This window comes from Herbaspirillum frisingense (assembly GCF_047325095.1).
GTDB lineage: Bacteria > Pseudomonadota > Gammaproteobacteria > Burkholderiales > Burkholderiaceae_D > Herbaspirillum > Herbaspirillum frisingense.
The window spans coordinates 1,657,838-1,683,082 of the sequence record NZ_CP168558.1 but is presented as its reverse complement, the minus strand read 5'-3'; the positions used below and the strand labels follow the sequence as shown (position 1 = coordinate 1,683,082).

Below are 25,245 nucleotides of genomic sequence, written 5' to 3'. Positions count from 1 at the left end.
ATACCACTTGACCTCGTCATAATGCGAGGTGTTTCCCTACAATCTCCATACAAGCCGCATGGATAAGGGCTTGGCTTGACATTTGTCTGCGAGCAATAGATTCTTGCCCGACCCGTCGGCAGCCTCTTCCTCAGACAAATCCAAACCAGAGCTCCCATGAACGACACCATCGACCTGCCCTTCCCGTCCGAACCAGCTCCCGAGCCAGTGCCGAGAGCGAGCATCACCCCACCCCCTTCCCCGCAACCTTTTGTCTTCAGCGGGCGCGGTTCGGAATATTTCCGCATCTGGGCCGTCAATCTCTTGCTGTCCATCCTCACCCTGGGCATCTACTCGGCCTGGGCCAAGGTGCGCCGCCTGCGCTACTTCTATGACAATACCTCGGTGGCCGAGGGCAGCTTCGACTACCACGGCAATCCCGTTTCCATCCTCAAGGGCCGCATCATCGCCGTGGTGTTGCTGGCGGTCTATCACTTCGCCGGCGCTGCCAATCCACTGCTAGGCCTGGCAGCGGCGTTAATGATGGTGCTGGCCGGCCCCTGGCTGATCTGGCGCAGCCTGCAGTTCAAGCTCTACAACACCAGCTATCGCGGCATCCGCTTCGGTTTTCGCGGTAGCCTCGGCGGCGCAGCCCGCAACTTCCTGATGTGGCCGATGCTGGCCAGTGTTTCCCTGGGCCTGCTGGCGCCGCTGGCCTACCAGCGTTTCAAGCGCTACCAGCACAGCGAAGCGCGCTTCGGGGCGACGCACTTTTCCTTCCATGGATCGGTGGGTGCGTTCTACAAGGCTGTCGTGATCGGGCTGGGGCTATGGCTGGGCGGGCTGGTGGTCATCTTCGTCGGCTTTGGCGGCCTCATGCTGATCGAGCTTGCCAAGTCGGGCGACATGGGGGGAGGCAAGCTGGTGCTGATGTCCCTGTCCCTGTATGCCTGGAGCTTCCTGGCCATCCCGCTGTGGATGACCTTGATGCAGAACCTGGTCTGGAACAACACCCGCCTGGGCGAGCATCGCTTCCAGAGCAGGATGCGTTGGGGCCGCACCGCCTTCATCGTCTTCACCAATATCCTGGGCATCACCTTCACGCTGGGTCTGTTCACCCCCTTCGCGCAGATCCGCCTGCTGCGATATCGCATCGAATCGCTGACGCTGCTGCCGGCCAGTGGCCTGGATGATTTCATCGCCTCCAGCGAAGCCCATGGTTCGGCCACCGGCGAGGGCCTGGGCGATCTGCTCGACTTCGACCTGTCGATGTAGGCCAGGGGTGGTCAAGGCTTCCTATTACGACGGCAAGACCTCGCGGCGTCACCAGGTGACGCTGACGGTGGTCGATGGCATGGCGCAGGTGCGCGGCGAGGTCGAGCGCGATTGCCCGATCTCGCAATTGCGCGTGTCCGAGCGCTTCAAACGGGCGGCGCGCAAGGTCAGCTTCGCCGACGGCGCCTATCTGGAAATCATCGATGCCCAGGCCTTTCGCGATCTGCTGCAGCAGACCGGTCACCGCGACACGCTGGTGGTGCGGCTGCAGCAGAGCTGGCGCCATGCCCTGACCGCCTGCGCAGTCCTGATCGCGGTGGTGGCACTGGGTTATCTCTATCTGCTGCCGCTGGCTGCGCGCGGCATCGCGGCGGCGCTGCCGGTGCAGGTGGATCAGCAGATCGGACGCGGCACGCTGGAATTCCTGGATCTGCATGTGCTGGCCCCCAGCCAGCTGGACGTGCGCCGGGCGGCCGCCATCAAGGCGCGCTTCCAGGCTTTGACGGCGCCCATGGCGGATGCGCCGGCCTATGACATCGTGTTCCGCAAGAGTCGCATCGGTCCCAATGCCTTCGCCCTGCCCTCCGGACAGATCGTGGTGACTGACGAGATCGTGCGCCTGCTGGACGATGACGATGCGCTCATGGGCGTGCTGGCGCACGAGCTCGGCCACGTCCACCGACGCCACCTGATGCGCCGGCTGATCCAGAGTTCGGCCATGGCGGCCACGGCGACGGTGCTGTTCGGGGACGTCTCGGCGGTGCTGGCCAATATCCCGACGGTAATGCTGGACCTGAAGTATTCACGCGACATCGAGCGCGAAGCCGACGACTACGCCATCGCCATGTTCCAGGCCAACGGCCTGCCGCGCCAGAAGCTGGCGAAGGTGTTCGAAAAGCTGGAACAGACCGGTGGCGGTGCCGACGGCAGCGTGTCACCCTATCTGTCCAGCCACCCCGCCAACGACGAACGGATTGCCCACATCCTCCGGGCGCGCTGATCCGTTCAGGCCGAGAAGGGGAACAGGGTGCGTACACCAGTGAGTGCCTCCATCCCCTCCAGCTGTGCCAGCCGCTCGTTGGCGATGTGCTCATCGATGCCACCGTAGCGCAGGCATTCCAGGAATTTCTCGCGCCGCTGCTCCGGCGTCAAAGGCTCGCGTGCTGCGCCACGCGGCGCATCGCGACGGCCACGCAACTGCCGGCCATCACTCAATTCGATACAGACCTCGGCCCCCTCTGGGGCCTGCTGCTGCCGCGCCGGGTCCTGCCATTGCGTGCTACTGCACATGCTGACCCGGGCCATGAGCGCGATCATGTCGGCCTGCGCCAGTCGCGCCGCCTCCAGGTCCTGCAGGCGCGGCCCGTCGTGCAGCACCGCCGCCGCAATGGCGAAGGGCATGCTGAACTGTGCCTGCTGCGGCGTCTGTGGGCGATCATGGATCAGGTTGGCGATCACGATGGGTGGCACGTCGCAGCGGATGGCAAGAATCTCCTCGCTGCGCACACCATGCGCCGCGATCAACTCCACCACCACATCGACGGCGGCATGCGAAGACAGGCAGACCGGGATGCGCTTGACGTCCAGCCCCGGATCTTCGAGCGTCCAGCGTTGCCCCAGCGCGCTGAAGACGCTGCCGTCGAAATGATCGTCATTGAAGAGATGCGCATCGCCATGGCGATGCTCGAAGGCATCGATCGGGCCGGTCGCGCCGGCCAGTGCCAGCCAGGCCGCCATCACCCCGGCCTCGGCGGCGCGTCCGGCCAGCAGGGCCTTGGCGTCGGTGCCGAAGCCGGCCTTGATGCCGGCCGCACTGGCAGCGGCCAGGCCGAGTGCATGCGCGGCCTGCTGCGCGTCCAAACGCAGCAGCCAGGCTGCCGCCGCGCAGGCGCCGATGGGGCCGAGTATCCCGCTGCTCCACCAGCCGCGCCGGTAGAGCCGGTTGTCGCTTGCCAGGCCCAGCGTGTACTGGCATTCGGCACCGACCACCAGGGCCGTCAACAGGGCCTGGCCATCGGCATCGATCTGCTGGGCCACCGCCAGTGCGGCCGGCACGATCACCGCCGAACCGTGGACGAAACCGGCATAGCAGTTGTCATCGAAGTCCAGCGCATGCGCGGCCACCGCATTGACCAGCGCGGCGTGGCGCGCCTGTGTGCGCTGGTCGCTGCCGGCCAGGCCACAGGTACCGGCCGCGCCATCGCCCTGCACCAGCAGGCGGGCATGTGCCGCCACGCGGGTGCGACCACCGGCGCTGATCACGCCGAGGGTATCGATGAGGCTATGCAGGGCGATGCGGCGGATGCGCGGCGGGATGCTTCCCGCCTCCTGCCGCACCAGCCAGCGTGCCATGGCAGGGATGGCGAGGCTCACACCCGGCGCATCGCCTGTCATGGCGGAGAGCGGCCCGCTCAATCCGGCAGCTGCCCGGCCGGGGCGCCCAGCCAGGTCTGCGAGAACTTGTCGATGGTGCCATCGGCGCGGGCTTCGCGGATGATCATGTTGATCTTCGCCAGCAGGGTCGATTCACCCTTGGGCATGGCCACGTAGCAAGGCGCATTGGCCAGGATCACCTTCAGTTCCATGTCCAGCGACGGGTTCATCTTCTGCAGCGCGGCGGCAACCGTGGTGCCGGTGGCAAACATCTGCACATGCCCGGCCAGGAAGGCCGACAGCGTGGCATTGTTGTCCTCGAAGCGCTTCACCACCGCGCCCGGCGCCAGCTGTTCCAGCTCCTGGTCCTGCATCGAGCCACGGGTCACCGAGATGGTCTTGCCGTTGAGTTCGGCGAAGCTGGTGGCCTTGACCTTCTTGGTGCCGAACACCGCATCGAAGAACGGCGCATAGGCCAGGCTGAAGTCCACCACCTTGGCGCGTTCGGCGGTCTTGCCCAGCGACGAGATGGTGATGTCGGCCTTGTTGGTCTGCAGGTAGGCGATGCGGTTGGGCGCGGTCACCGGCACCAGTTCGACCTTCACGCCGAGTTTCTTGCCGATCAGTTGCGCCATGTCGATGTCGTAGCCACGCGGGGTCATGTCACTGCCCACCGAGCCGTAGGGCGGGTAGTCGGTCGGCACGGCCACGCGGATGGACTTGCGCGCCATGATGGTGCTGTAGAGGTCGTCGGCCAGCACGGGCGAGCTGGCCACGGCCAGGCCAGCCGCAAGAGTCAGCATGGCAAGTAGGGAGCGGCGTTTCATGGAAAACCTTTCTGGAGCCAAGCTCCGTCGATACGCAGGATGAGTGGGGTCGAGAACGCCTTCTGGCGTGCTTGTTGTCCGTCGCATGTCTCGGGCATGCGCCGCTCCGGTAATGCTTTTTGCGCTGCTGCCTCTTCAGGTGCGGCGTCGTCTGTTGCGGGTGGGCACAGCCGCGCGCGGCTCCAGTGCGGGGGCTTCCTCGCCCTGGCTGCCCCACCATTCGCCCACGCCCCAGAGTTTTCTCTCGGTGTCGGCGATCTGTGACTTGATGTTGATCTTTGCGGTGGCGGCCATGAGCGCCGCCAGGATTTCCGCCACCAGAAAAGCCGGCAGTAAGGTATCGAAGAACGACGCGCCCTTGTTGGGCACGATGATGGCTTCGCTGGCCATGCGCGCCATGGGCGAGCTGGCGCTGTCGGTGATCACCACCAGCCGCACGCCGGCCTTCTGCAGATGGGTGGCGATCGACATGGCCCGGCGCGAATGCGGCGCCATGCTGCAGATCAGCGCCACGTCGCGCGAGGAGGGCTGATGCATCAGCTTCATGATGCCGCTCTCGCCGGCGCCATCCACCAGCGTGACATTGCGCGCAAAGAATTCACACACATGGGCGAACTGGAAGGCCACCGGGAAGGAACCGCGCAGGCCCAGGCAAAAGATGTCACGTGCCGCCGACAGCAGCTTGGCCGCGCGCATGATGGCCGGCATGGTGGAGCCGCTGGCGAAGGAGCGTATCTGCGCCTCGGCGGTCTGCACCAGGTCCATGGCCAGGGCTTCCTCGCCGATGCGCTGGTGCAACTCCACCAGGCCCTGGGCGCGTGAACCGAATTCGCTGCCATGGCTGCGCAGGCTGGCCTTGAACACTTCGCGCACGGCGTCGTAGCCGGACAGCCCGAGCGCCTTGGCAAAGCGCGTCATGGTGGACGGTGGCAGCTCGATCAGGCGCGCCTGTTCGCGCATGGACAGCACCGCCACCTCATGCGGGTGATCCAGCACGAAGGCAGCCACCTCCCGCACCTGGCGCGGCAGGCGGTCGAAGCGTTCCTTGATGAGGGCGGTCAGCGCAGCTTGGTTCACGATGCAGGGCAAGGGGCGGAAGATAGCCCTGCATGAGCAACATGTGTGCCAATTGCCGATGCAAACGATACAAATGAACCATTTGCGTCCGCGCTTGGCCTGCATCAGCACGGGCCTGCCACCGGGCTTGCCCCGTCCCGGCGACGACCGGGGGCGATACAAACGAAACAGAAATCGGCCCTTGCTGTATCGACCGCATCTCCCGCGCCGTGGGGATGGCGCGGCGCCCGGACCGTGTCAGCCGCGGCGCAGCGCCCCGTCATGGGACATCACGCCCCACGCCGACGCAAAGCCGTGGGCGATGCGGCTCCCTCAGCTCGACAGATGGGCGGCGGAGCGGATGTGCAATTCGCGCAGCAGGGAGAGGAACAGTTCAGCGCGGTGCGTGGAAGGACGGTGCGGGTCGGTCACGGCGCAGATGGGATGGACGAAGGTGGGACTGGCGCGGCGCGCGCGCAGGGCATAACGCTTGCCGATCAGTTGCGCGTAGTGGGTGGGCAGCAGGCCGACATAGTCACCGCTGGCCACCAGCAGGGCGATGGCTTCCAGGCCACCGGCCTCCGGCCCGCGCTCGTATCCGTCGCCGGCCAGCACCTGATCGACATAGGGATGGGGCCGGTAGACCAGGGGCCAGACCGCCTTGCGCGGCTCGCCGCCCTCCTTGCGCACGGCGCCATAGAGGCGATGGCTCTCGACGAACAGCGGCAGGTAATCGAATTCATCATCGCCCGGATAACGGCCGCGAATGGCGATATCGACCCGTTGCTCGCGCAGCGCCTGGTTCAGTTCGGGAAAGGTCATCACCTCGATGCGCGGCTGCACCTGGGGCGCGCGCCTCTTGAGCGCGGCGATGGCCTGCGGCAACTTGCAATCGGGATGACTCAGGGCATGCTCCACCACCCCCAGCGCCAGCGGCCCGGACAGCACACCATGCACGGCATCGATCTCGGGACGGATGCGCTCCAGCGAACGCAGGGCGGTGGTGGCCAGCTTGAGCGCCACCTCGCCCTCGGGCGTGAGCCGGAAGCCGGCTGGTCCACGCTCGCACAGGCGTACGCCCAGGCGTTCCTCCACCTCGCGTACATGGCGACTGATGGAGGCCTTGGACATCAGCAGCACCCGCTCGGCGGCGGCGAAACCACCGGCCTCGGCGACGTTGCAGAAGACCCGCAGCGAGCGCAGGTCGCGCTCATCGAAATCCAGCCTGATCATGACGCTCCTGTCTGCATGCACCGTTGCGGTGAAGTGCGATGAAATGCGGAGAAATTGCAAAGTCTCGAAAAATGAAACTATACCTCCAAAAGAATCATTTTCTATCATCACCGCGACTCACTACAGTGAATGCATGCACAGCGGCCCATCGCTGCCTCATCGATGCACGCAGGCCCGCTGCATTTCTTCTATCAGGAAACCATCCATGGACAATCTCACCGCACCGCGCACCGGCCACAAGACCCTGCTGTATTCGGAGCTGGTCACCGACCTCACCGACTTCAAGGCCGACATTGCGGTCCTGGGGGTCCCCTTCGGCGCCGCCTACGGCCCGCGCCAGTACAGCAACGACCAGACCAATGCGCCGCAGGCCCTGCGCGACCTGAGCGATCGCATGGTGCGTCATCCCAGCCACTATGACTTCGATATCGATGGCCCGCTGCTGCAGGAGCGCGAGGATATCCGCTTCGTCGATTGCGGCGATGTCCTGCCCGACCTGGCCCAGCCGGAGCTGCACAAGCAGCGTGCCGAGAGCGCGGTGCGCCAGATCCTGCGCGGCGGCGCCCTGCCCATCGTGCTGGGTGGCGACCATGGCATCACCAATCCAGTGCTGCGCGGCTTTGATGAAGTCGGGCCGATCACGCTGGTCCACATCGATGCCCACCTCGACTGGCGCGACGAGGTCAACGGCGTGCGCGACGGCCTGTCCAGCGTGATCCGCCGTGCCTCGGAACTGCCCTACGTCAAGCACATCGTACAGATCGGCCTGCGCGCCCAGGGCAGCGGGCGGCCGGCCGACTATCGCGCCGCCAAGGAATGGGGTGCCGACCTGATCAGCGCCTATGAATTGCACGACATCGGCATGGATGCGGTGCTGGCGCGCATTCCCGATGGCGGCAACTACTATCTGACCATCGATGCCGATGGCCTGGACTGCGCCATCATGCCGGCCGTCGATGGCCCCGCGCCGGGCGGCGTCACCTTCCTGCAGGCGCGCAAGCTGATCCACGGCCTGGTGCGCAAGGGCCGTGTGGTGGGCATGGACATCGTGGAAATCCAGCCGGCCAAGGACAATGCCAGCAAGATCAGTGGCGTCACTGCCGGCCGCCTGATCGTCAATCTCATCGGCGCCACCATCCGCGCCGGTTATTTCGACAAGAAGTAAGAAGCCCCGCTCACTCTCCCAACCACCCATTTCCGGAACCACCATGGCCCATACCCGCATCCGCAAGTTCAACACCCGCGAAACCTATCCCGAACAGAAGCTGGACAATGACCTCTGCCAGGCCGTAGTGGCCCGCGGCACCATGGTCTTCCTGCGGGGACAGATCGGCCAGGACCTCGATACCTCCGAGAGCGTCTGCATCGGCGACGTCAAGGGACAGACCGAACAGGCCATGAAGAACATCGACATGCTGCTCAAGGAAGCCGGCAGCCAGCTGGACCATATCTGCAAGCTCACCATCTATATCTCCGACCCGCGTTTCCGCGAGGATGTCTATACGGTGGTGGGCAAATGGCTCAAGGGCGTCTATCCGGTCTCGACGGGGATCGTGGTGACCGCCTTCGCCCGTCCGGAATACCTGGTCGAGGTGGATGCCACGGCGGTGATTCCCGACTAGATCAGACCTTTATGCAGTGGCCGCCAGGTGCGGCACTGAAACACTTCCGGTAAGTAGCAGTACTTGGGCCGCATCGATGATGCGGCCTTTTTTTGCGAGAGGCGGTGGAATGGGGCGTAGCGGGAAGCGGGAAGCGGGAGGCAGGAGGCAGGCGGTGCGGGCAGCAAAGTCCCGCTCCGGATCCGGCGGCCAGGGGCCGCCGGCGGGAGGATCAGCGGGAAGAGTTGTCGCGCGACATTGTCGACAAACCCGAATACAGGCTGCAGCTATGCGGCGCGCCACGATGGGAACCGGTGTCCAGTTCGCTGGAATCGTTCAGGTAATCGACCAGCTTGCGATAGAGCTTTGCGAAGTAGTGCATGACTTACCCCCTTTCAATGTGCCTCTGTTGGCTGTCTGTTGGCGGATGGTGTCAGTGCTTGACGAACCACCCATGCCGGCTTTACCACCCCACCCACATCACCTGTTTTACGGCCCGGCACGAACCGTATAAATTGTTTATATGATTTATTCTATTTGCATGCAGCGGCCGCGTCTATCAGGAATTTTCTGACATTGACTTCCTGTTGCAGGTAATCCTCACTTCCGGCGCGCCTACATCCCGGCCGCATGCCCCTGCAGCCAGTCGCGAAACGCCGTCATGGCCGCCCCCTGCGGCCGGGATTTGAGGCGGGTGAGCCAGTAGGCGCCGGTGACGATGCCGGTCTCGAAGGGGCAGACCAGCCGCCCCTGGCGCAGCTCCCGCTCGAACATCAGCACCGGCAGCAGCGCTACACCGGCCTGCTGGGCAGCCGCTTCGGCCAGCGCCAGGGAGGAGTCGAACACGAAGCCGCGCAAGGGCGGGCAAGGCGCTCCGGCGGCGGCGAACCACTGGTTCCACTCGTCGCTGCGGTAGGAACGCAGCAGGGTCTGGCTCGCCAGGTCGGCAGGGCTGCGCAATTGCGCGGCCAGGGCCGGCGCGCACATCGGCGCCAGCGGCGCCTCGAACAGACGTTCAGCCTCGGTGCCATGCCATGCACCATCGCCAAAGCGGATCGCATAATCGAGACCCTCGCCGGCCAGATCGACCCGGTTGTTGTTGGTCAGCAGGCGCAAGTCGACGAAGGGATGGTTCTGCTGGAATTCCCGCAGGCGCGGCATCAGCCAGCCCACGGCAAAGGTGCCGACCACGCCCACGGTGAGCACTTCGCGGCGACGGCCATGCTCGAACTGGCCCAGCACGTCGGCAATGCGTCCGAAGGACTGGGCCACCACCGGCAACAGCGCCAGGCCCTCGTCGGTCAGCGCCAGGCCACGCGGCAAGCGCCGGAACAGGGCCACGCCGAGGCGCTGTTCCAGGTTCTTGACCTGCATGCTGACGGCCGTCTGGGTCACGCTCAATTGCTCGGCGGCGCGGGTGAAGGACAGGTGGCGGGCCGACATCTCGAAGGCGCGCAAGGCATTCAACGGCAAATACATGGAGTCTCCAGGCATCAGATTTTCTTGGGTCTACGGCCAATTATCATGAATTGTGGTCATCGCCGCCACTGCCTATGATCTGGCCTGTCGCAAACCCGCAATCAACAAATTACTAGGAGAAAACATGTCCGGAAGACGCAACTTCCTGGCCCTCACGGCCCTGGCGGCCGGTGGCCTGATCAGCCGTAGCTGGGCTGGCGAGGTACAAGGCGCAAGTAAAACTATGGACTCGTCCAGTATCGTTCAGAAACTGGCGCGGCTGGAAGCCGATATCGGCGGCCGCCTGGGCGTGTCGCTGGTGGATACCGTCCATGGCCGGCAGTGGGGTTATCGCGCCGACGAGCGCTTCCCCATGTGCAGCACCTTCAAGTTCCTGGCAGCGGCAGCGGTGCTGCGCCGGGTCGATGAAGGCCGGGAGCGCCTGGCACGGCGCATCGTCTACCGCCAGCAGGACCTGGTCCCCTACTCGCCCACCACCGGCAAGCACACTGGCGGCGCCGGCCTGTCCATGGCGCAGTTGTGCGAAGCGGCCATCACACTGTCCGACAATACCGCCGCCAACCTGATGCTGGCCAGCATGGGCGGTCCGGCCGGGCTGACCGGTTTCGTGCGGACGCTGGGCGACGATCTCACGCGCCTGGACCGCAACGAACCCACGCTCAACGAAGCCATCCCCGGCGACCCGCGTGACACCACCACCCCGGCCGCCATGACCGCCGACCTGCGCCAGGTGGTGCTGGGCAATGCCCTGGCACCAGCCTCGCGCGAGCAGATCACGCAGTGGCTGCTGGCCAACCAGACCGGCGACAAGCGCGTGCGCGCCGGCCTGCCGGCGGGCTGGAAGGTGGGAGACAAGACCGGGACCGGTGACCGCGGTACGGCCAACGACGTGGGTGTGGTGTGGACGCCGCAGGGCGCGCCGCTGCTGTTTGCGGTCTATCTCACCGAGAACACGGCCGAAGCGGTCCGGCGCGACGCCGTGCATGCCGAAGTCGGTCGCCTGATTGCGCAGGTGATGGGCTGAGCGCGTCCGTGTTCAGTTGAGGCTCGGTGGAGGCTGGGTGGAGGCTCAGCTGGCAAACTGCAGCGACACCGCACCCACGCCTTCCAGCGCGGCTTCCACCAGCAGACCACCGCGCGCCAGTTGCAGGCCGGTACAGGAGCCGGTGGTGATGATCTGCCCCCGGCGCCAGGGCTGGCCGCGCTGGGCGCAATGCTGCGCCAGCCAGCCCAGCATGGGCCACAGGTCGGCCGGGTTGCCGCCGGTGGTGCGGGTGATGGGCTGGCCATCGATGACCAGGCTGGCCTCCACAGTGCGCAATGACAATTGCGGCGGCAGCGGCTGGGGCTGACCGGTCACCAGCGCGCCATGGCTCTGCAGATCGGCCATGCCGGCCCAGGGATTGCCGCAGGGCGGATGTCCCAGGCGCGTCTCCACCACTTCGATGGCCGGCAGGATGGCGTCGAAGACGGTGCGCAGTTCGGCCTCGTCAGGCAGTTGCGTGCCGGGATCGAAGTCGCGCCCCACCCGCAAGGCCAGTTCCACTTCCAGCCCGCGCATGCGCCACTGCGGCCCGGCCAGTCGGGCGCCCGAGGGCAGGATGCCGGACTGAGGCAGGGGCGCGCAGCCGGGCATGCTGCCATCGCCCTTGCTGCCCACCTTCCACCCGCCCACCGGCCCCAGCCGGCGCAGTTGCGCATCCTGCACCGCGTAGGCGGTCTCGGCGTCGCCCACCGCCAGCCGGCGCCAGTCCAGGGCCAGGCCGCTGTGGCGGGCGTCGAGCAGAAGTTGGGTGGCGGCGTCGATGTGCATGAGGGCTCCGGCAATGAGAGGGGAATGGGCAGCGCGCATTGTACTGTCTGGTGCGGCCATCGCCCAAGGCACAGCTTCGCGGCCCGGTCTCGGCCACGATCAGCGCGCCCATCCTGACAGGCCGATAATGCAGCGATGCCCGCTTGACTTCGAGCGCACTCCAACTTCTAGACTGGCTGCCATGACCTCTTCCCTGACCATTGCCCAAGCTGCTGCGGCCACCGGCCTGTCGGTGCATACCCTGCGCTACTACGAGAGGATAGGCCTGCTCGATCCGGTCGAGCGGCGCGACAACCGGCATCGGCGCTATACCCAGGAAGACCTGAACTGGATCGCCTTCCTGAAGAAGCTCAAGGCCACTGGCCTGCCGGTGCGCGCCATGCTGCGCTACGCCGAGCTGCGGCGCGACGGCAATACCGTGGAGAGTGTCGTGGAACGCAAGGCGATGCTGCAGGCCCATACGCTAAGCGTCCAGCAAACCCTGGCCGAACTGCAGGAAAACCTGGCCGTGCTGCACCACAAGCTGGCGCTGTACGACACCCTGGAACAGCAGGCGCGCATGGCGCCGGCCATTCCGGCAGGGCTGCCCCGACCGGCCTCAACCAAAGAAAGGATTGCACCATGACCGAACCCATCACCTCCCACCTGCAACCGGAATCCGCCGTCGGTACCCGCCGACTGGGCAGCAACGGCCCGCTGGTCTCGGCCATCGGCCTGGGCTGCATGGGCATGAGCGATTTCTACGCCCGGCGCGACGACCAGGAATCGCTAGCCACCATCGACCGCGCCCTGGAGCTGGGCATCAACCTGCTGGACACGGCCGACATGTACGGCCCCTACACCAATGAAGAGCTGGTCGGTCGTGCCATCAAGGGGCGCCGCGACAAGTTCTTCATCGCCACCAAGTTCGGCTTCAAGCGCGACCCGGCCGATCCCACCGTGCGCGGTGTGGACGGCAGCCCGGCCTATATCCGGCAAGCGGTCGAGGGCAGCCTGAAGCGCCTGGGCATCGAGGCCATCGACCTCTACTACCAGCACCGCATCGATCCCAACACCCCCATCGAAGCCAGCATGGGCGTGCTGTCCGATCTGGTGCGGGCCGGCAAGATCCGCTACATCGGCTTGTCCGAGGCCTCGTCGGCGACGCTGGAGCGGGCGCACCGGGTGCACCCGGTCACCGCGCTGCAGAGCGAATATTCGCTGTGGACGCGCGACCCGGAAAGCGACGTGCTGGCCACCTGCCGCGCACTGGGCATCGGCTTCGTGGCCTACAGCCCGCTGGGCCGGGGATTCCTGAGCGGCGCCATCCAGCGCGTCGAGGATCTGGCCGAGGATGATTTCCGGCGCAGCAATCCGCGCTTCCAGGGCGAGAATTTCCAGCGCAACCTGCAATTGGTGGCAAAAGTGAAGGAAATCGCCAGCCAGCACGGCTGCACGCCGAGTCAGCTGGCACTGGCCTGGGTGATGGCCCAGGACCCGCATCTGGTCCCCATCCCCGGCACCAAGCGCCGGCACTATCTGGAAGAAAATGCCGGCGCCTGCAATGTGAAGCTTTCTGCCCAGGATCTGCAGAACCTGGACGCGGTCTTCCCACACGGTGCCGCCGCCGGTGAGCGCTACACCGAAGCCAGCATGAAACTGCTCAACGGCTGATTCTCTGGCCGATCCTGCAGCAGACCCCGCACCCGGCGCCGACCTCGGCGCCGGGTCGGTTCCCTCTCCGAACCACCCGCCTTCTGCCCGCTCTCCTACGTAGTCCTACTGAGTCGCTCTACGTGGTGCCCCGCTTGTTCTGCTTGTCGTAAATGCCAATACTACGACCAACAAAAAAAGCCGCATCCGCGTGCCGACAATCCACGATCAGGGACATTCACCACCAGGCTGCAGCCAGCCGGCTGAGCGCATCCGTCGGCAGGCTGCCGCTGCGCACAGGTTCAGCATCAACACCCGGACATGACCTGTCCGGGGGATAAAAAAACAGGGCGTCAAAAACGCCCTACCACCTTCAAAACGACAGAGGAGAACAGATGTCCGTCGCTGCCCCATCCGCAAAGAGTCCTTTGCGCCTATTGCTGTTGCTGCCTTTCATCGCCCTGCTCTGGGTACCGTTCTACAACCAGGAACTGCCCAGCCTGTTCGGCTTCCCCTTCTTCTACTGGTATCAGCTGGCGTGGGTGCCGCTGACTTCCCTGATCATCTGGCTGGTCTATCGTGATGGCCTGAAAAAGGGAGTCGAGTGATGGAGACCACCAGCATCCACTGGACCGCCCTCTGGGTCTTCCTGTTCTTCTTCGTGCTGGTCACCGTGCTGGGCTTCATGGCCTCGAAATGGATGGCCGGCCCCAGCAACAAGGGCGCCCACCTCGATGAATGGGGCCTGGGTGGCCGCAACTTCGGCACCTGGATCACCTGGTTCCTGGTCGGCGGCGACTTCTATACCGCCTATACCGTCATCGCCGTGCCGGCGCTGGTCTATGCAGTGGGGGCCTATGGCTTCTTCGCCCTGCCCTACACCATCCTGGTCTATCCCATCGTGTTCGTGATCATGCCCAAGCTGTGGCGTGCCGCCCACAAGGCCGGTCACGTGACCGCCGCCGACGTGGTCTGGGGTCGCTACCAGTCGCGTCCGCTGGAGTTCGCCATCGCCCTGACCGGCGTGGTCGCCACCATGCCCTACATCGCGCTGCAGCTGATCGGCATGGAAGTGGTCATCAAGGCCCTGGGCCTGACCGGTGAACTGCCGCTGCTGGCGGCCTTCGTGATCCTGGCGCTGTACACCTACTCGGCCGGCCTGCGGGCGCCGGCACTGATCGCCTTCGTCAAGGACATCATGATCTACATCGTGGTGATCGTGGCGGTGGTGGTGGTGCCGGCCAAGCTGGGTGGCTACGGTGCGGTGTTCAGCTCGGCGCGCGATGCCTTCGCCCTCAAGGGTGGCGCTACCGGCCTGACCCTGAAGCCCACGCAGTTCCTGCCCTTCGCCTCGCTGGCCCTGGGTTCGGCACTGGCGGCCTTCATGTATCCGCATACGCTGACCGGCATCTTCGCCGCCAAGGACGCCAATACCATCCGCAAGAACGCGGTGTTCCTGCCGGCCTATACCGTGCTGCTGGGTCTGATCGCGCTGCTGGGTTACATGGCCTATGCCGCTGGCATCAAGGTGCAAGCCAACAACGACGTGGTCCCGGCGCTGTTCAACAACCTGTTCCCGGGCTGGTTCGCCGGCTTCGCCTTCGCTGCCATCGCCATCGGTGCGCTGGTGCCGGCTGCGGTGATGTCCATCGGTGCCTCCAACCTGTTCACCCGCAACTTCTGGAAGCCTTACGTCAATCCTGGCATCAGCCATGAAGGCGAAGCCAAGGTGGCCAAGATCGTGTCGCTGGTGGTCAAGTTCGGCGCGCTGGTGTTCATCCTGTTCCTGCCGACCAAGTTCGCGCTGGACCTGCAGCTGCTGGGCGGCGTGTGGATCCTGCAGACCTTCCCGGCCCTGGTGTTCGGCCTGTTCGTCGGCTGGTTCGGTGCGCGCGCCCTGCTGTGCGGCTGGGCGGTGGGCATCGTCGGTGGTAGCTGGATGGCCTTTGCCGATGGCATCAAGCCGGTCCATAGCTTCATCATCGGTGGCGAGACCTATACCCTCTACACCGGCCTGATCGCCCTGACCCTCAACGTGGTCGTGGCCGTGATCGCCAACCTGATCTTCGGCAAGGGTTCGCAACCCGCGCTGAAGCGCTGAGCGAGCGCCTGCGGGCGCCCGTCGTAGAAAAGCCGAGCCCGACCCATGTGGTCGGGCTCGGCTTTTTTTGTTCCCCGAAGCCGGTGGCCGCGACGTTCTCAGGCCAGCGCTTCCAGGCACAGGGCGATACCCTGGCCACCGCCGATGCACAGCGACACCACGGCGCGCCGCTGGCCGGTGCGCTGCAGTGCGTGGGCGGCCTTGGTGATGAGGATGGCCCCGGTGGCGCCGATGGGGTGACCGTGGGCGATGGCGCCACCGTCGATGTTGAGGATGTCGGACGGAATGTCCAGCTCACGCTGCACCGCCAGCGCGATGGCGGCAAAGGCTTCGTTGATCTCGAAGCGGTCCACCTCGCCCAGGCTCCAGCGGGCGCGGGCCAGCGCCTGGCGGATCGCCGGCACCGGTCCCAGACCGAACATGCCCGGCTCCACGCCACTGACGGCTGCTGCGCGCACAACCACCAGCGGGGCCAGGCCCAAAGAATCGGCGGTCTCGCGGGTACTCACGATCATCGCCGCTGCACCGGCATTCACGCCGGGCGCATTGCCGGCGGTGATGCTGCCGTCCTTGCGGAAGGCCGGCTTCAGGCGAGCCAGCGATTCGACCGTGGTGTCCGGGCGCACGGACTCGTCCTGGTCGAAGATCTGTTCACCTTTCTTGCTGGTGAGGGTAATGGGCAGGATCTCGCGGCTGAAGTAGCCGGCCGCCTGGGCGGCGGCGAAGCGCTGCTGGCTCTGTGCGGCGTAGCGGTCCTGCTGCTCGCGGCTGAGGCTGAACTGCTGCACCAGGTCTTCGGTATGCCAGCCGGAATGCTTGCCGGAGAAGGCGTCGTTGAGGCCGTCGCTGAGGATGGCGTCGATCACCGCGCCATCGCCCATGCGCATGCCGGCACGCGCCCCGGGCAGCAGATAGGGGGCGCGCTCCATGTTTTCCATGCCGCCGGCGATGACACAGCGCGACAGCCCGGCGCTGATCTCGCCCAGTGCCGTCACCACTGCCTGGGCGCCGGAACCGCAGACGCGGTTGATCGCCATGGCCGGGGTCTCGACCGGCAGACCGCCCTTGATCGCGGCCTGGCGGGCCGGGTTCATGGCGTTGCCGGCCTGGATCACATTGCCCATCACCACCGAATCGATCACTTCCAGGGCGATACGGGTGTTCTGCAAGACCGCCCGGATCGCCTGGGCGCCCAGCTCCACGGCGGGGACGTCCTTCAGACTGCCGCCAAAGCTGCCGATCGCGGTGCGACGCGGCGAACTGATCACGATTTCCTGCTGCATGGCCTGCTCCTTCCTCACAAGTCGTTCATCACCCATGCCCCGCCTGCGACCACCCGACGGGCGGCGCTGACAGGCAGCGGCACACCGTTGCCATCCCGACAAGAGGTCGGAAGGCAACTTACTTTCATAATGCAACTTACTAGATGCTATCACTGCGGACGCCGATTGGCATCTCGTAGTTTTGCTGTTGCCGGCGCGGGGACGGTAAGTCAGGAGGACGGCCCGCCGTCGAGCGACGGCGGGTGGTGGCGCAGCGAGGAGCGCTTCAGTCGGCGCCTCAGTCGGCGCTGCTGGCGGCCGGATGTTCGGCCAGCGGCACGAAGGTATTGCTGGCGGCATCCAGCGCCAGGATGGAGCCGGATTCGATGTCATAGACCCAGCCGTGCAACGCCAGGCGGCCCTGCGCCAGGGCCACCGCCACCGAGGGATGGGTGCGGATGTTGTTCAGCTGGGCGATCACGTTCTCGCGCACCATGCCATCGATGCGGTCCTTTTCGGTGGCGTGCGGGCGGGATTCGTTGATCATGCGGGCCGCATCCGTATGGTGCAGCCAGTTGCGCACGGCCGGCATGTGATCCAGGCAGGCACAGGTCGCCACGGCGGTCATGGCGCCGCAGTCGGAGTGGCCGCAGATGACGATGTCGGAGACCTTCAGCTGCGCCACCGCGTATTCCACCGTGGCACTCACGCCGCCCGGCTCGGGGCCGAAGGATGGCACGATGTTGCCAGCATTGCGGATGACGAACAGGTCGCCCGGTTCGCGCTGGGTGACCAGCTCCGGCACCATGCGGCTGTCCGAACAGGAGATGAACAGGGCCTTGGGCGTCTGCCCGGTGGCCAGGGTCTTGAACAGCTCCTTGCGGGAGGGGAAGACGTCCTGCTGGAAGCGCAGGAAGCCATTGATGATGTCGCGCATGGGGGAATGCCTTGGTCTGGATGATCAACAGCCAGCATTATCGCCCGGAATCGCAATCGTCGCCTTGGCAAGTCGGCAATGGTCGACCGAACGAAACCTGCACGGACCGCCGGCTACTTCGTTTTCCCTTCTCTTCCCTGCCCGCCTCAAGCGGCCGCCAGCTGGTACTTGCGAATCTTGTCGTAGAGCGTCTTGCGCGGAATCCCCAATCGTTCGGCGGCCACCGCCACGCTGCCCTCGCTGTCCTTCAGGGCGGCGGCGATGAGGCCGGCTTCGAACTGTTCCACCTGCTCCGGCAAGGGGGACGCCGGCAGGTCGCCGGCCGGCGTACCGAGGCCGGCGATCTGCTCCACGCCCAGCACCCAGCGGTCGGCAAAATTGCGCAGCTCGCGCACGTTGCCGGGCCAGTCGCGCTGCTGCCACTGCTGCATCTGCGCTGCCGTCCAGGGGGGCGACTCGCGCCGGTAACGCACCGCCGCCGCCTGGCAGAAATGCGCCAGCAGCAGCGGGATGTCGCTGCTGCGCTGGTTCAGCGCCGGCAGGTCGATGGAAACCACGCCGATGCGGTAGTACAGGTCTTCACGGAACTGGCCCTCGCCGGCCAGCTTCAGCAGGTCGGCCTTGCTGGCGGCGATCACGCGGCAATCGATGGCGACCGACTCGTTGCCGCCCAGGCGCTCCAGGCGCCGCTCCTGCAGCACGCGCAGCAGCTTGACCTGCAAGGCCAGCGGCATGCTTTCGATCTCATCGAGGAAGAGCGTGCCGCCGTCGGCATATTCCAGCTTGCCGATGCGACGCTTTTGCGCACCGGTGAAGGCGCCGGCTTCGTGGCCGAAGATTTCGCTCTCGAACACGGTTTCCGGCAAGGCGCCGCAATTGAGGGCCACGAACGGCCCCTTGCGGCCGCTGGCGGCATGCAGCTGGCGCGCCACGACTTCCTTGCCGGTCCCGGTCTGGCCGTTGATCAGGACATCCACGTCGGCCGGCCCCAGGCTGCGGATAAGCGTGCGCACGCGTTCGATGGCGGGCGACTGGCCGACCAGCGGTGGCAGTTCCGGGTCATGCGCCCAGGCTTCGCGCAGGCGGCGGTTTTCCAGCACCAGGCTGCGCTTTTCCTGGGCGCGCAGGGCGATCTCCAGGAGGCCGTCCGAACTGAAGGGTTTTTCGACGAAGTCATAGGCGCCGGCACGCATGGCCTCCACCGCCATGCCAACGTCGCCGTGGCCGGTGACCACGATCACCGGCAGGTCGGGGTCGATGGCCACCACATGCGCCAGCACCTGCAGGCCGGACCAGCCCGGCAGGCGCACATCGGTCACCAGCACGCCAGCGAAGTCGCGGGTCAGCAAAGGCAGGGCCTGCTCGGCGCTGGCGCAGGCGGTCACCGTAAAACCCTCCAGCTCCAGCGCCTGGGCGGTGGCGTGGCGCACGGCCTGCTCGTCCTCGATCAGGATGGCGCTCTGGGCGCCGCTTGGTCTGTCCATCAATTCTCCGTCTTCAACAGGGGCAGGCGCACCACGAATTCGGCGCCGCCCTGTTCATGATTATGCGCGCTCAACTGACCATTCATGGCTTGCACGATCGATGAGGAAATCGCCAGTCCCAGCCCCAGGCCCTTGCTGGAAGACTTGGTAGTGAAGAAGGGTTCGAACAGGTGCGGGGCCACCTCGTCAGCGATGCCGGTCCCGGAATCGCGGATGCGCAGCACCGCCTGGCGCTGGACGTGATCGACCTCCAGCAGCACGCAGACGCATTTGCGCGGCGCCTCTTCGACGGCATCCAGGGCATTGCGCAAGAGATTGATCAGGACCTGCTCGGTGCGCACCACGTCGCCGGTGACGTGGACGGCTTCGCGCAGTTCGATGCGCACCTCGACGCCCTGCTTCTCGAAGTCGCCCGACAGCAGCAGCACCGAGGCCTCGATGGCCTGGCGCAGATCGACCGCCACCGGCGCATCGCCGCTCTTGCGCGCAAAACCCTTCAACTGGCCGATGATGCGGCCCATGTGAGCGCTGGCGCTGCTGATGTGTTGCAGGTTTTCCGCCACCTGGGCCTGCTGGCCACGGGCCAGGAACTTCACCGAATTGTCGGCAAAGGCGCGGATCGCCGCCAGCGGCTGGTTCAGCTCGTGTGTGACGCCGGCCGCCATCTGTCCCAGCATGGCCAGCTTGCCGGCCTGGACCAGCTCGTCCTGGGTGCTGCGCAAGAGGCTTTCGGTCTGCTGCAGCTTGGCGTACTTGGTGGCGATGGCCTGGTTGGCGGCGGTCAGTTCTTCGGTGCGCTGGGCGATGCGCTGGTCCAGTTCCGCGGCGGCGCGGCGCAGGGCATCGCGGGACTCCAGCCGCTCCTGCAGGCGGCGCCGGTGCTGGTACCAGGCCAGCAGCGAAATGGCCAGCGCCAGCATGAACAGGGCGGCGGCCATGGTCGAGAGCATGGCCGTGCGCTGCATGCGCGCCGGCGAGGGAAACAGCATCAGCTGCCAGCCCAGCCGCCCCACCGTGCGCGAGACGTGGGTGCCGAAGCCGCGCTGCAGGGCCGGTGGCAGCGCCGTCACCGGAGTGATGGGCAGGTCTGCATATTGGTGGGTGCCGGCCAGCTCCTGCTGCACCGGCGCGCTCAGGGCCTGCAGGCTGTGGTATTTCCATTCCGGCCGGTTGGAGAGGAAGACCACGCCGCCAGCATCGGTCAGGGTGATCGGATCGCTGCTGCTGCGCCAGGTATGTTCGAATTCGGCCAGGTCCACCTTGACCACCATGACGCCGATGGGCAGGTCACCCTCGGCCTGGTCCTGGCGCCGGTAGATCGGTTGCGCGATGAAATAGCCCGGCTCGCTGGAGATATTGCCGATGCCGTAGAAGCGCCCTGCCCGCCCCTGTACCGCCTCGCGGAAGTAGGGGCGAAAACCGAAGTCGCGCCCGACGAAGCTGAACTCATCGTCCCAGTTGCTGGACGCCAGCGTCAGTCCCCGGCGATCCAGCATGAAGATATTGACTGCCCGGGATTGCTGCTGGATGGTCTTGAAGGCGCGGTTCAGGCGGTCCACCGCCAGGGCGTCCTCGGGATGCTGCAGGACCTGGCGCACATCGGTCTGGAAGCCCAGGGCAAAGGGCAAGGCCTCGTACTTCTGCAGGATCGATTCCAGGTCCAGCGCGGCGATCTGCAATTGCGCCGCGCCCATGTTCTGCTGGTCCGTCGCCGCCTTGCGCAGGGCCACGCGATAGGTGATCCCGCACACCAGCAGCGTGGTGGCGAAGAACAGGATCAGGATCAGCAGGTTGCGTCTGGCTCGCATGCGTTCGGCGTCACAGGTTCGGAGAGATGAAAGCAGCGCGGCGCCCCGCTGGGCGCCGCGTTGAAGGCCACATGATAACGCGACAGCCGAAGCTGCCGCGCTGAACCTGCGCTGATGCTGGCGTTACACCGATCAGGCCGGCTTGTGCAGCTTGCCCGGCTCGGCGGTGTCCTGCTCGTCCGGGTTCATGGCGACATCACCCTTGAGGTGGCCATGGCGTTGCGGGTCGGGCATGCGCAGGCTGATGATCAGGGCCACCAGGCACAGGGCGCTGACATACCAGTAGAAGGCAGATTCCACGCCAGCCGACTTCAGCGACAGCGCCACGAACTCGGCCGAACCGCCGAAGATGGCGTTACCCACCGCATAGGACAGGCCCACGCCCAGGGCGCGCACTTCGGGCGGGAACATCTCGGCCTTGATCAGGCCGCTGATGGAGGTGTAGAAGCTGACGATGGTCAGGGCCAGGATGGCCAGCGCCATGGCCACGCCCGGGCTGCTCACGTCCTTCAGGAAGTGCAGGATGGGGAAGGTGCCGATCATGCCGAAGAAGGCGAAGCAGAGCATGGAATTGCGACGGCCGATCTTGTCCGAGATGGCGCCGAAGATCGGTTGCAGGATCATGTAGACGAACAGCGCGCCGGTCATGACGCCATTGGCGACCTTGGGGTCCATGCCGGCGGTGTTGACCAGGTACTTCTGCATGTAGGTGGTGAAGGTGTAGAACATCAGCGACCCACCGGCGGTGAAGCCGACCACGTTCAGGAAGGCGCGCTTGTGCTGCAGCAAGCCCTTCAGGGTGCCGGCGTCCTTCTTCTTGCGTGCACCGGCCGACGAGGTCTCGGCCAGCGAGCTGCGCAGGTACATCGCCACCAGCGCACCGACCGCGCCCAGCACGAAGGGAACGCGCCAGCCCCAGGCCATCAGCTCGGCCTTGGTCAGCCATTGCTGCATGCCGAACAGCACCAGCACCGCCAGCAACTGGCCGCCGATCAGGGTCACGTACTGGAAGGAGGCGAAGAAGCCGCGACGACCATTGGGCGCCACCTCACTCATGTAGGTAGCCGAGGTGCCGTATTCACCGCCCACCGACAGGCCCTGGAACAGGCGTGCCAGCAGCAGCAGGGCCGGGGCCCAGGCGCCGATGGTGGCGTAGGTCGGCATCACGGCCACGGCCAGCGAGCCGCCGCACATCATCAGCACCGAGATCAGCATGGAGGTCTTGCGGCCATGCTTGTCGGCGATGCGGCCGAACAGCCAGCCGCCGATGGGGCGCATCAGGAAGCCGGCGGCAAACACGCCTGCCGTGTTGAGCAACTGGCTGGTGGGGTCGCCCTTGGGGAAGAAGGCCGGCGCGAAGTAGATCGCGCAGAAGGAATAGACATAGAAGTCGAACCATTCGACCAGGTTGCCCGAGGATGCGCCGAGGATGGCGAAGATGCGCTTGCGGTACTCTGCCGCGCTCAGTTTGACGTTGTCGCTCATGGATATCTCCTGTGTGGGCCGCTCCTTCCCGGCGCTGGCGCGTCGGTCGTGCGGCGGGTCATCTTGCTTTTGGTGGAACCGGAACAAGGCAATCAGGAGAGCGACGCAAGCAGCCGTCAGGGTGTGGACGATGCTGGCCCGCATCAGAGGTCTGTCTCCGTTTTTGCTTTTGTTTTGTGGCTCTTATTGCAGACTTCGTGCCAAGAACCAGGCAGGGCCTCGAAAATACGTAAGTCATTGATTTAATTGCATTTTCATTTCTGGATCAGGGAAAAACGTGCAGAAGTCCGGGCGGATTCCCGGAATGCTGCCGCGCCGCATGTCCGGGAATCCATCCTGACCACCCCGCTGGATGGGACGAAAAAAAAACGGCGCATGTCTGTTCGACATGCGCCGCTTTCGCGGTCTTGCGCTTGAATCAATGCGCCATCAGCGGACCATCAACGCTCCGACAGCGCATCCATGACGCACAGGGCGGTCATGTTGATGATGCGGCGCACGGTGGCCGACGGCGTCAGGATATGCACCGGCTTGGCACAACCCAGCAGGATGGGGCCGATCGCCACACCGTTGCCCGATGCGGTCTTGAGCAGGTTGTAGGCGATGTTGGCGGCATCGATGTTGGGCATGACCAGCAGGTTGGCGTCACCCTTCAACGGCGAATCCGGGATCACTGCATGCAGCAGCTTGGATTCGAGCGCGGTGTCGCCGTGCATTTCGCCATCCACTTCCAGGTCCGGTGCGATCTCGCGCAGGATGCCCAGCGCTTCGCGCATCTTGCGGGCCGATTCGCTGTTGCTGGAACCGAAGTTCGAGTGCGACAGCAGGGCCGCACGCGGGTGCAGGCCGAAGCGACGCATTTCCTCGGCCGCCAGCATGGTGATCTCGGCCAGCTCGCGGGCGTTGGGGTTTTCGTTGACGTGGGTGTCCACCATCACCAGCTGGCGATTGGGCAGGATCACCGCATTCATCGCGGCATAGACATTGACGCCTTCGCGCTTGCCCAGGACCTGGTCGATGTAGTGCAGGTGCAACTGGGTGGTGCCGTAGGTGCCGCAGATCATGCCGTCGGCATCGCCCTTGTGGATCGCCATGGAGCCGATCAGGGTGTGGCGGCGACGCATTTCCAGCTTGGCGTACTGCTCGGTGACGCCCTTGCGACGGGACATCTCCAGGAAACTCTGCCAGTAGTCGCGGTAGCGGTTGTCGAAGTTGGGGTTGATGACCTCGAAGTCGGTGCCGGGGCGCAGGCGCAGGCCGAACTTCTTGATGCGCTGTTCCAGCACTTCCGGACGGCCCACCAGGATGGGCTTGGCCAGGTTTTCATCGACGATCACCTGCACCGCGCGCAGCACGCGCTCTTCTTCACCTTCGGCGTAGACGATGCGCTTGTTGGCTTCGGCGGCCTTCTTGGCGACCTGGAAGATCGGGCGCATGAAGGTGCCGCTGTGGTAGACGAACTGTTCCAGCTTCTCGATGTAGGCATCCATGTCCTGGATCGGACGGGCGGCCACGCCGGAGCTCTCGGCGGCACGCGCCACGGCCGGCGCGATCTTGATCATCAGGCGCGGGTCGAAGGGCTTGGGAATGATGTATTCCGGGCCGAAGGACAGGTTGGCGATGCCATAGGTGGCGGCCACGATATCGGACTGCTCGGCCTGGGCCAGCTCGGCGATGGCGTGGACGGTGGCGATCTCCATCTCGCGGGTGATGGTGGTGGCGCCCGAATCGAGCGCACCACGGAAGATGTAGGGGAAGCACAGGACGTTGTTGACCTGGTTCGGATAGTCCGAACGGCCGGTGGCGATGATGGCGTCGTCGCGCACGGCCATCACTTCCTCGGGCAGGATTTCCGGGGTCGGGTTGGCCAGGGCCAGCACCAGCGGACGGGCCGCCATCTGCTTGACCATCTCCGGCTTCAACACGCCTGCAGCCGACAGGCCCAGGAAGATGTCGGCATCGGGGATCACTTCGGCCAGGGTACGGGCATCGGTTTCGCGGGCGAAACGCTCCTTGTCCGGGTCCATCAGTTCCTTGCGGCCCTTGTAGACCACGCCGGCCAGGTCGGTGACGTAGATGTTCTCGATGGGGAAGCCGAGGTCGACGATCAGGTCCAGGCAGGCCAGCGCTGCCGCGCCCGCGCCGGAGACCACCAGCTTGACGTTCTTGATGTCCTTGCCGACCACCTTGAGGCCGTTCAGGATGGCGGCGCCGACGATGATGGCGGTGCCGTGCTGGTCATCGTGGAAGACCGGGATCTTCATCTTCTCGCGCAGCTTGCGCTCGATGTAGAAGCACTCGGGGGCCTTGATGTCTTCCAGGTTGATGCCGCCGAAGGTCGGCTCCAGCGCCGCGATGACGTCGATCAGCTTGTCCGGGTCGGTTTCGTTGATTTCGATGTCGAAGACGTCGATGCCGGCGAACTTCTTGAACAGCACGCCCTTGCCTTCCATCACCGGCTTGGAGGCCAGCGCACCGATGTTGCCCAGGCCCAGCACGGCGGTGCCGTTGGTGATGACGGCCACCAGGTTGCCACGGGCGGTGTAGCGGAAGGCGTTCAGCGGGTCGGCCACGATTTCTTCGCAGGCCGCGGCCACGCCGGGAGAATACGCGAGGGAGAGATCACGCTGGTTGGTCAGCAGCTTGGTGGGCGTGACCGCGATCTTGCCCGGGGTCGGAAACTCGTGGTAATCCAGCGCTGCCTGACGAAGTTGCTGACGCACTTCTTCTTTCTTACTGATCATCGAATCCATAACTCTGTATTCTCTAGTTGACTTGCGAAGGGGGTCGATTCTAGCAGAGGTCGGCCCTCAATCATAGGCCGGCGGCCTTATGCTGCCCCGCGCAAAGCCTTTTCGGGACTGGCTTTGCGGCGTTTCACCAATGGCACATGATGTTCG

The 25,245-nt window shown here is 65.3% G+C and carries 22 protein-coding genes; 9 read left to right on the top strand and 13 right to left on the bottom strand.

Features of this window, described 5'->3' with window-relative positions; all coding sequences use genetic code 11:
- Positions 1 to 156 precede the first annotated feature (156 nt).
- Together ACEOAC_RS07745 and ACEOAC_RS07740 are read left to right on the top strand one after the other, a co-directional pair.
- Entirely contained in the window at positions 157 to 1,254 is a 1,098-nt protein-coding gene (locus ACEOAC_RS07745) for a YjgN family protein (RefSeq protein ID WP_413443935.1), read from the top strand.
- A 7-nt stretch (positions 1,255 to 1,261) separates the two neighbouring features.
- The gene (locus tag ACEOAC_RS07740) at positions 1,262 to 2,254 is read left to right on the top strand and encodes a M48 family metallopeptidase (RefSeq protein ID WP_413443936.1); all 993 of its coding nucleotides are present in this window, start codon (positions 1,262 to 1,264) and stop codon (positions 2,252 to 2,254) included.
- Between the two features lie 5 nt (positions 2,255 to 2,259).
- Here ACEOAC_RS07740 and ACEOAC_RS07735 read toward each other — a convergent pair whose 3' ends face one another.
- The 4 genes from ACEOAC_RS07735 to ACEOAC_RS07720 form a co-directional block, all read right to left on the bottom strand.
- Positions 2,260 to 3,627 (bottom strand): MmgE/PrpD family protein, encoded by a 1,368-nt coding sequence (locus ACEOAC_RS07735; protein ID WP_413628774.1) that lies wholly within the window; start codon positions 3,625 to 3,627, stop codon positions 2,260 to 2,262.
- Between the two features lie 38 nt (positions 3,628 to 3,665).
- A complete protein-coding gene (locus ACEOAC_RS07730) occupies positions 3,666 to 4,454 on the bottom strand; it encodes a transporter substrate-binding domain-containing protein (protein ID WP_039874933.1) in 789 nt (262 codons plus the stop codon).
- Between the two features lie 135 nt (positions 4,455 to 4,589).
- A complete protein-coding gene (locus ACEOAC_RS07725) occupies positions 4,590 to 5,531 on the bottom strand; it encodes a MurR/RpiR family transcriptional regulator (RefSeq protein WP_413445312.1) in 942 nt (313 codons plus the stop codon).
- Positions 5,532 to 5,843: 312 nt separating this feature from the next.
- Positions 5,844 to 6,743 carry a LysR family transcriptional regulator gene (locus tag ACEOAC_RS07720; protein ID WP_006462804.1) on the bottom strand — a complete coding sequence of 300 codons (900 nt, stop codon included), beginning with the start codon at positions 6,741 to 6,743 and terminating at the stop codon, positions 5,844 to 5,846.
- A gap of 205 nt (positions 6,744 to 6,948) precedes the next feature.
- Between ACEOAC_RS07720 and ACEOAC_RS07715 the strand changes: the two genes are divergently transcribed.
- Together ACEOAC_RS07715 and ACEOAC_RS07710 are read left to right on the top strand one after the other, a co-directional pair.
- Positions 6,949 to 7,908, top strand: coding sequence for an agmatinase (locus tag ACEOAC_RS07715; RefSeq protein ID WP_006462805.1), 960 nt, complete (start codon positions 6,949 to 6,951; stop codon positions 7,906 to 7,908).
- Positions 7,909 to 7,951: 43 nt separating this feature from the next.
- Positions 7,952 to 8,365 carry a RidA family protein gene (locus ACEOAC_RS07710; protein WP_006462806.1) on the top strand — a complete coding sequence of 138 codons (414 nt, stop codon included), beginning with the start codon at positions 7,952 to 7,954 and terminating at the stop codon, positions 8,363 to 8,365.
- A gap of 211 nt (positions 8,366 to 8,576) precedes the next feature.
- On the opposite strand, the gene ACEOAC_RS07705 is transcribed toward ACEOAC_RS07710, so the two are convergent.
- Both ACEOAC_RS07705 and ACEOAC_RS07700 read right to left on the bottom strand, forming a co-directional pair.
- A complete protein-coding gene (locus ACEOAC_RS07705) occupies positions 8,577 to 8,726 on the bottom strand; it encodes a hypothetical protein (RefSeq protein WP_006462807.1) in 150 nt (49 codons plus the stop codon).
- Positions 8,727 to 8,959: 233 nt separating this feature from the next.
- Entirely contained in the window at positions 8,960 to 9,823 is an 864-nt protein-coding gene (locus ACEOAC_RS07700; RefSeq protein WP_413628773.1) for a LysR substrate-binding domain-containing protein, read from the bottom strand.
- A gap of 124 nt (positions 9,824 to 9,947) precedes the next feature.
- Here ACEOAC_RS07700 and bla point away from each other — a divergent pair, with 124 nt between their 5' ends.
- On the top strand, positions 9,948 to 10,847 hold the full coding sequence (bla, locus tag ACEOAC_RS07695) for a class A beta-lactamase (RefSeq protein WP_413628772.1): 900 nt from the start codon (positions 9,948 to 9,950) through the stop codon (positions 10,845 to 10,847).
- A 45-nt stretch (positions 10,848 to 10,892) separates the two neighbouring features.
- Here the strand turns inward: bla and ACEOAC_RS07690 are convergent, their stop codons facing one another.
- Positions 10,893 to 11,636: a 2-keto-4-pentenoate hydratase gene (locus tag ACEOAC_RS07690; RefSeq protein WP_413628771.1), complete on the bottom strand. Its 744-nt coding sequence runs from the start codon at positions 11,634 to 11,636 to the stop codon at positions 10,893 to 10,895.
- Positions 11,637 to 11,817: 181 nt separating this feature from the next.
- Here ACEOAC_RS07690 and ACEOAC_RS07685 point away from each other — a divergent pair, with 181 nt between their 5' ends.
- From ACEOAC_RS07685 to mctP, 4 genes are all read left to right on the top strand, one after another.
- On the top strand, positions 11,818 to 12,261 hold the full coding sequence (locus tag ACEOAC_RS07685; protein WP_241813157.1) for a MerR family transcriptional regulator: 444 nt from the start codon (positions 11,818 to 11,820) through the stop codon (positions 12,259 to 12,261).
- Positions 12,258 to 13,289: an aldo/keto reductase gene (locus ACEOAC_RS07680; protein WP_413445480.1), complete on the top strand. Its 1,032-nt coding sequence runs from the start codon at positions 12,258 to 12,260 to the stop codon at positions 13,287 to 13,289. The genes ACEOAC_RS07685 and ACEOAC_RS07680 overlap by 4 nt, the downstream gene beginning before the upstream one ends.
- Before the next feature lie 407 nt (positions 13,290 to 13,696).
- A complete protein-coding gene (locus ACEOAC_RS07675; protein WP_102663322.1) occupies positions 13,697 to 13,876 on the top strand; it encodes a DUF3311 domain-containing protein in 180 nt (59 codons plus the stop codon).
- Positions 13,876 to 15,369, top strand: a complete 1,494-nt coding sequence (mctP, locus tag ACEOAC_RS07670) for a monocarboxylate uptake permease MctP (RefSeq protein WP_413445479.1) — start codon at positions 13,876 to 13,878, stop codon at positions 15,367 to 15,369. The genes ACEOAC_RS07675 and mctP overlap by 1 nt, the downstream gene beginning before the upstream one ends.
- Positions 15,370 to 15,467: 98 nt before the next feature.
- Here mctP and ACEOAC_RS07665 read toward each other — a convergent pair whose 3' ends face one another.
- The 6 genes from ACEOAC_RS07665 to ACEOAC_RS07640 form a co-directional block, all read right to left on the bottom strand.
- Positions 15,468 to 16,652, bottom strand: a complete 1,185-nt coding sequence (locus ACEOAC_RS07665; RefSeq protein WP_413628770.1) for a thiolase family protein — start codon at positions 16,650 to 16,652, stop codon at positions 15,468 to 15,470.
- 277 nt (positions 16,653 to 16,929) lie between these two features.
- Complete coding sequence (locus ACEOAC_RS07660; protein ID WP_006462816.1) at positions 16,930 to 17,568, bottom strand: carbonic anhydrase; 639 nt, start codon at positions 17,566 to 17,568, stop codon at positions 16,930 to 16,932.
- A 146-nt stretch (positions 17,569 to 17,714) separates the two neighbouring features.
- On the bottom strand, positions 17,715 to 19,052 hold the full coding sequence (locus tag ACEOAC_RS07655) for a sigma-54-dependent transcriptional regulator (protein ID WP_413628769.1): 1,338 nt from the start codon (positions 19,050 to 19,052) through the stop codon (positions 17,715 to 17,717).
- Positions 19,052 to 20,860, bottom strand: coding sequence for a sensor histidine kinase (locus ACEOAC_RS07650; protein ID WP_413628768.1), 1,809 nt, complete (start codon positions 20,858 to 20,860; stop codon positions 19,052 to 19,054). Before ACEOAC_RS07650 ends, ACEOAC_RS07655 begins: the two co-directional genes overlap by 1 nt.
- A gap of 132 nt (positions 20,861 to 20,992) precedes the next feature.
- A complete protein-coding gene (locus ACEOAC_RS07645; protein WP_006462819.1) occupies positions 20,993 to 22,345 on the bottom strand; it encodes an MFS family transporter in 1,353 nt (450 codons plus the stop codon).
- A gap of 440 nt (positions 22,346 to 22,785) precedes the next feature.
- Positions 22,786 to 25,098 carry an NADP-dependent malic enzyme gene (locus tag ACEOAC_RS07640; protein WP_102663314.1) on the bottom strand — a complete coding sequence of 771 codons (2,313 nt, stop codon included), beginning with the start codon at positions 25,096 to 25,098 and terminating at the stop codon, positions 22,786 to 22,788.
- Positions 25,099 to 25,245: the final 147 nt, after the last annotated feature.

Coding starts and splice junctions, on each gene's coding strand:
- ACEOAC_RS07745 (WP_413443935.1), top strand. CDS start 157: ATGAACGACACCATCGACCTGCCCTTCCCGTCCGAACCAGCTCCCGAG.
- ACEOAC_RS07730 (WP_039874933.1), bottom strand. CDS start 4,454: ATGAAACGCCGCTCCCTACTTGCCATGCTGACTCTTGCGGCTGGCCTG.
- ACEOAC_RS07720 (WP_006462804.1), bottom strand. CDS start 6,743: ATGATCAGGCTGGATTTCGATGAGCGCGACCTGCGCTCGCTGCGGGTC.
- ACEOAC_RS07715 (WP_006462805.1), top strand. CDS start 6,949: ATGGACAATCTCACCGCACCGCGCACCGGCCACAAGACCCTGCTGTAT.
- ACEOAC_RS07710 (WP_006462806.1), top strand. CDS start 7,952: ATGGCCCATACCCGCATCCGCAAGTTCAACACCCGCGAAACCTATCCC.
- ACEOAC_RS07705 (WP_006462807.1), bottom strand. CDS start 8,726: ATGCACTACTTCGCAAAGCTCTATCGCAAGCTGGTCGATTACCTGAAC.
- ACEOAC_RS07700 (WP_413628773.1), bottom strand. CDS start 9,823: ATGTATTTGCCGTTGAATGCCTTGCGCGCCTTCGAGATGTCGGCCCGC.
- bla (WP_413628772.1), top strand. CDS start 9,948: ATGTCCGGAAGACGCAACTTCCTGGCCCTCACGGCCCTGGCGGCCGGT.
- ACEOAC_RS07690 (WP_413628771.1), bottom strand. CDS start 11,636: ATGCACATCGACGCCGCCACCCAACTTCTGCTCGACGCCCGCCACAGC.
- ACEOAC_RS07685 (WP_241813157.1), top strand. CDS start 11,818: ATGACCTCTTCCCTGACCATTGCCCAAGCTGCTGCGGCCACCGGCCTG.
- ACEOAC_RS07680 (WP_413445480.1), top strand. CDS start 12,258: ATGACCGAACCCATCACCTCCCACCTGCAACCGGAATCCGCCGTCGGT.
- mctP (WP_413445479.1), top strand. CDS start 13,876: ATGGAGACCACCAGCATCCACTGGACCGCCCTCTGGGTCTTCCTGTTC.
- ACEOAC_RS07665 (WP_413628770.1), bottom strand. CDS start 16,652: ATGCAGCAGGAAATCGTGATCAGTTCGCCGCGTCGCACCGCGATCGGC.
- ACEOAC_RS07660 (WP_006462816.1), bottom strand. CDS start 17,568: ATGCGCGACATCATCAATGGCTTCCTGCGCTTCCAGCAGGACGTCTTC.
- ACEOAC_RS07655 (WP_413628769.1), bottom strand. CDS start 19,052: ATGGACAGACCAAGCGGCGCCCAGAGCGCCATCCTGATCGAGGACGAG.
- ACEOAC_RS07650 (WP_413628768.1), bottom strand. CDS start 20,860: ATGCGAGCCAGACGCAACCTGCTGATCCTGATCCTGTTCTTCGCCACC.
- ACEOAC_RS07645 (WP_006462819.1), bottom strand. CDS start 22,345: ATGAGCGACAACGTCAAACTGAGCGCGGCAGAGTACCGCAAGCGCATC.
- ACEOAC_RS07640 (WP_102663314.1), bottom strand. CDS start 25,098: ATGGATTCGATGATCAGTAAGAAAGAAGAAGTGCGTCAGCAACTTCGT.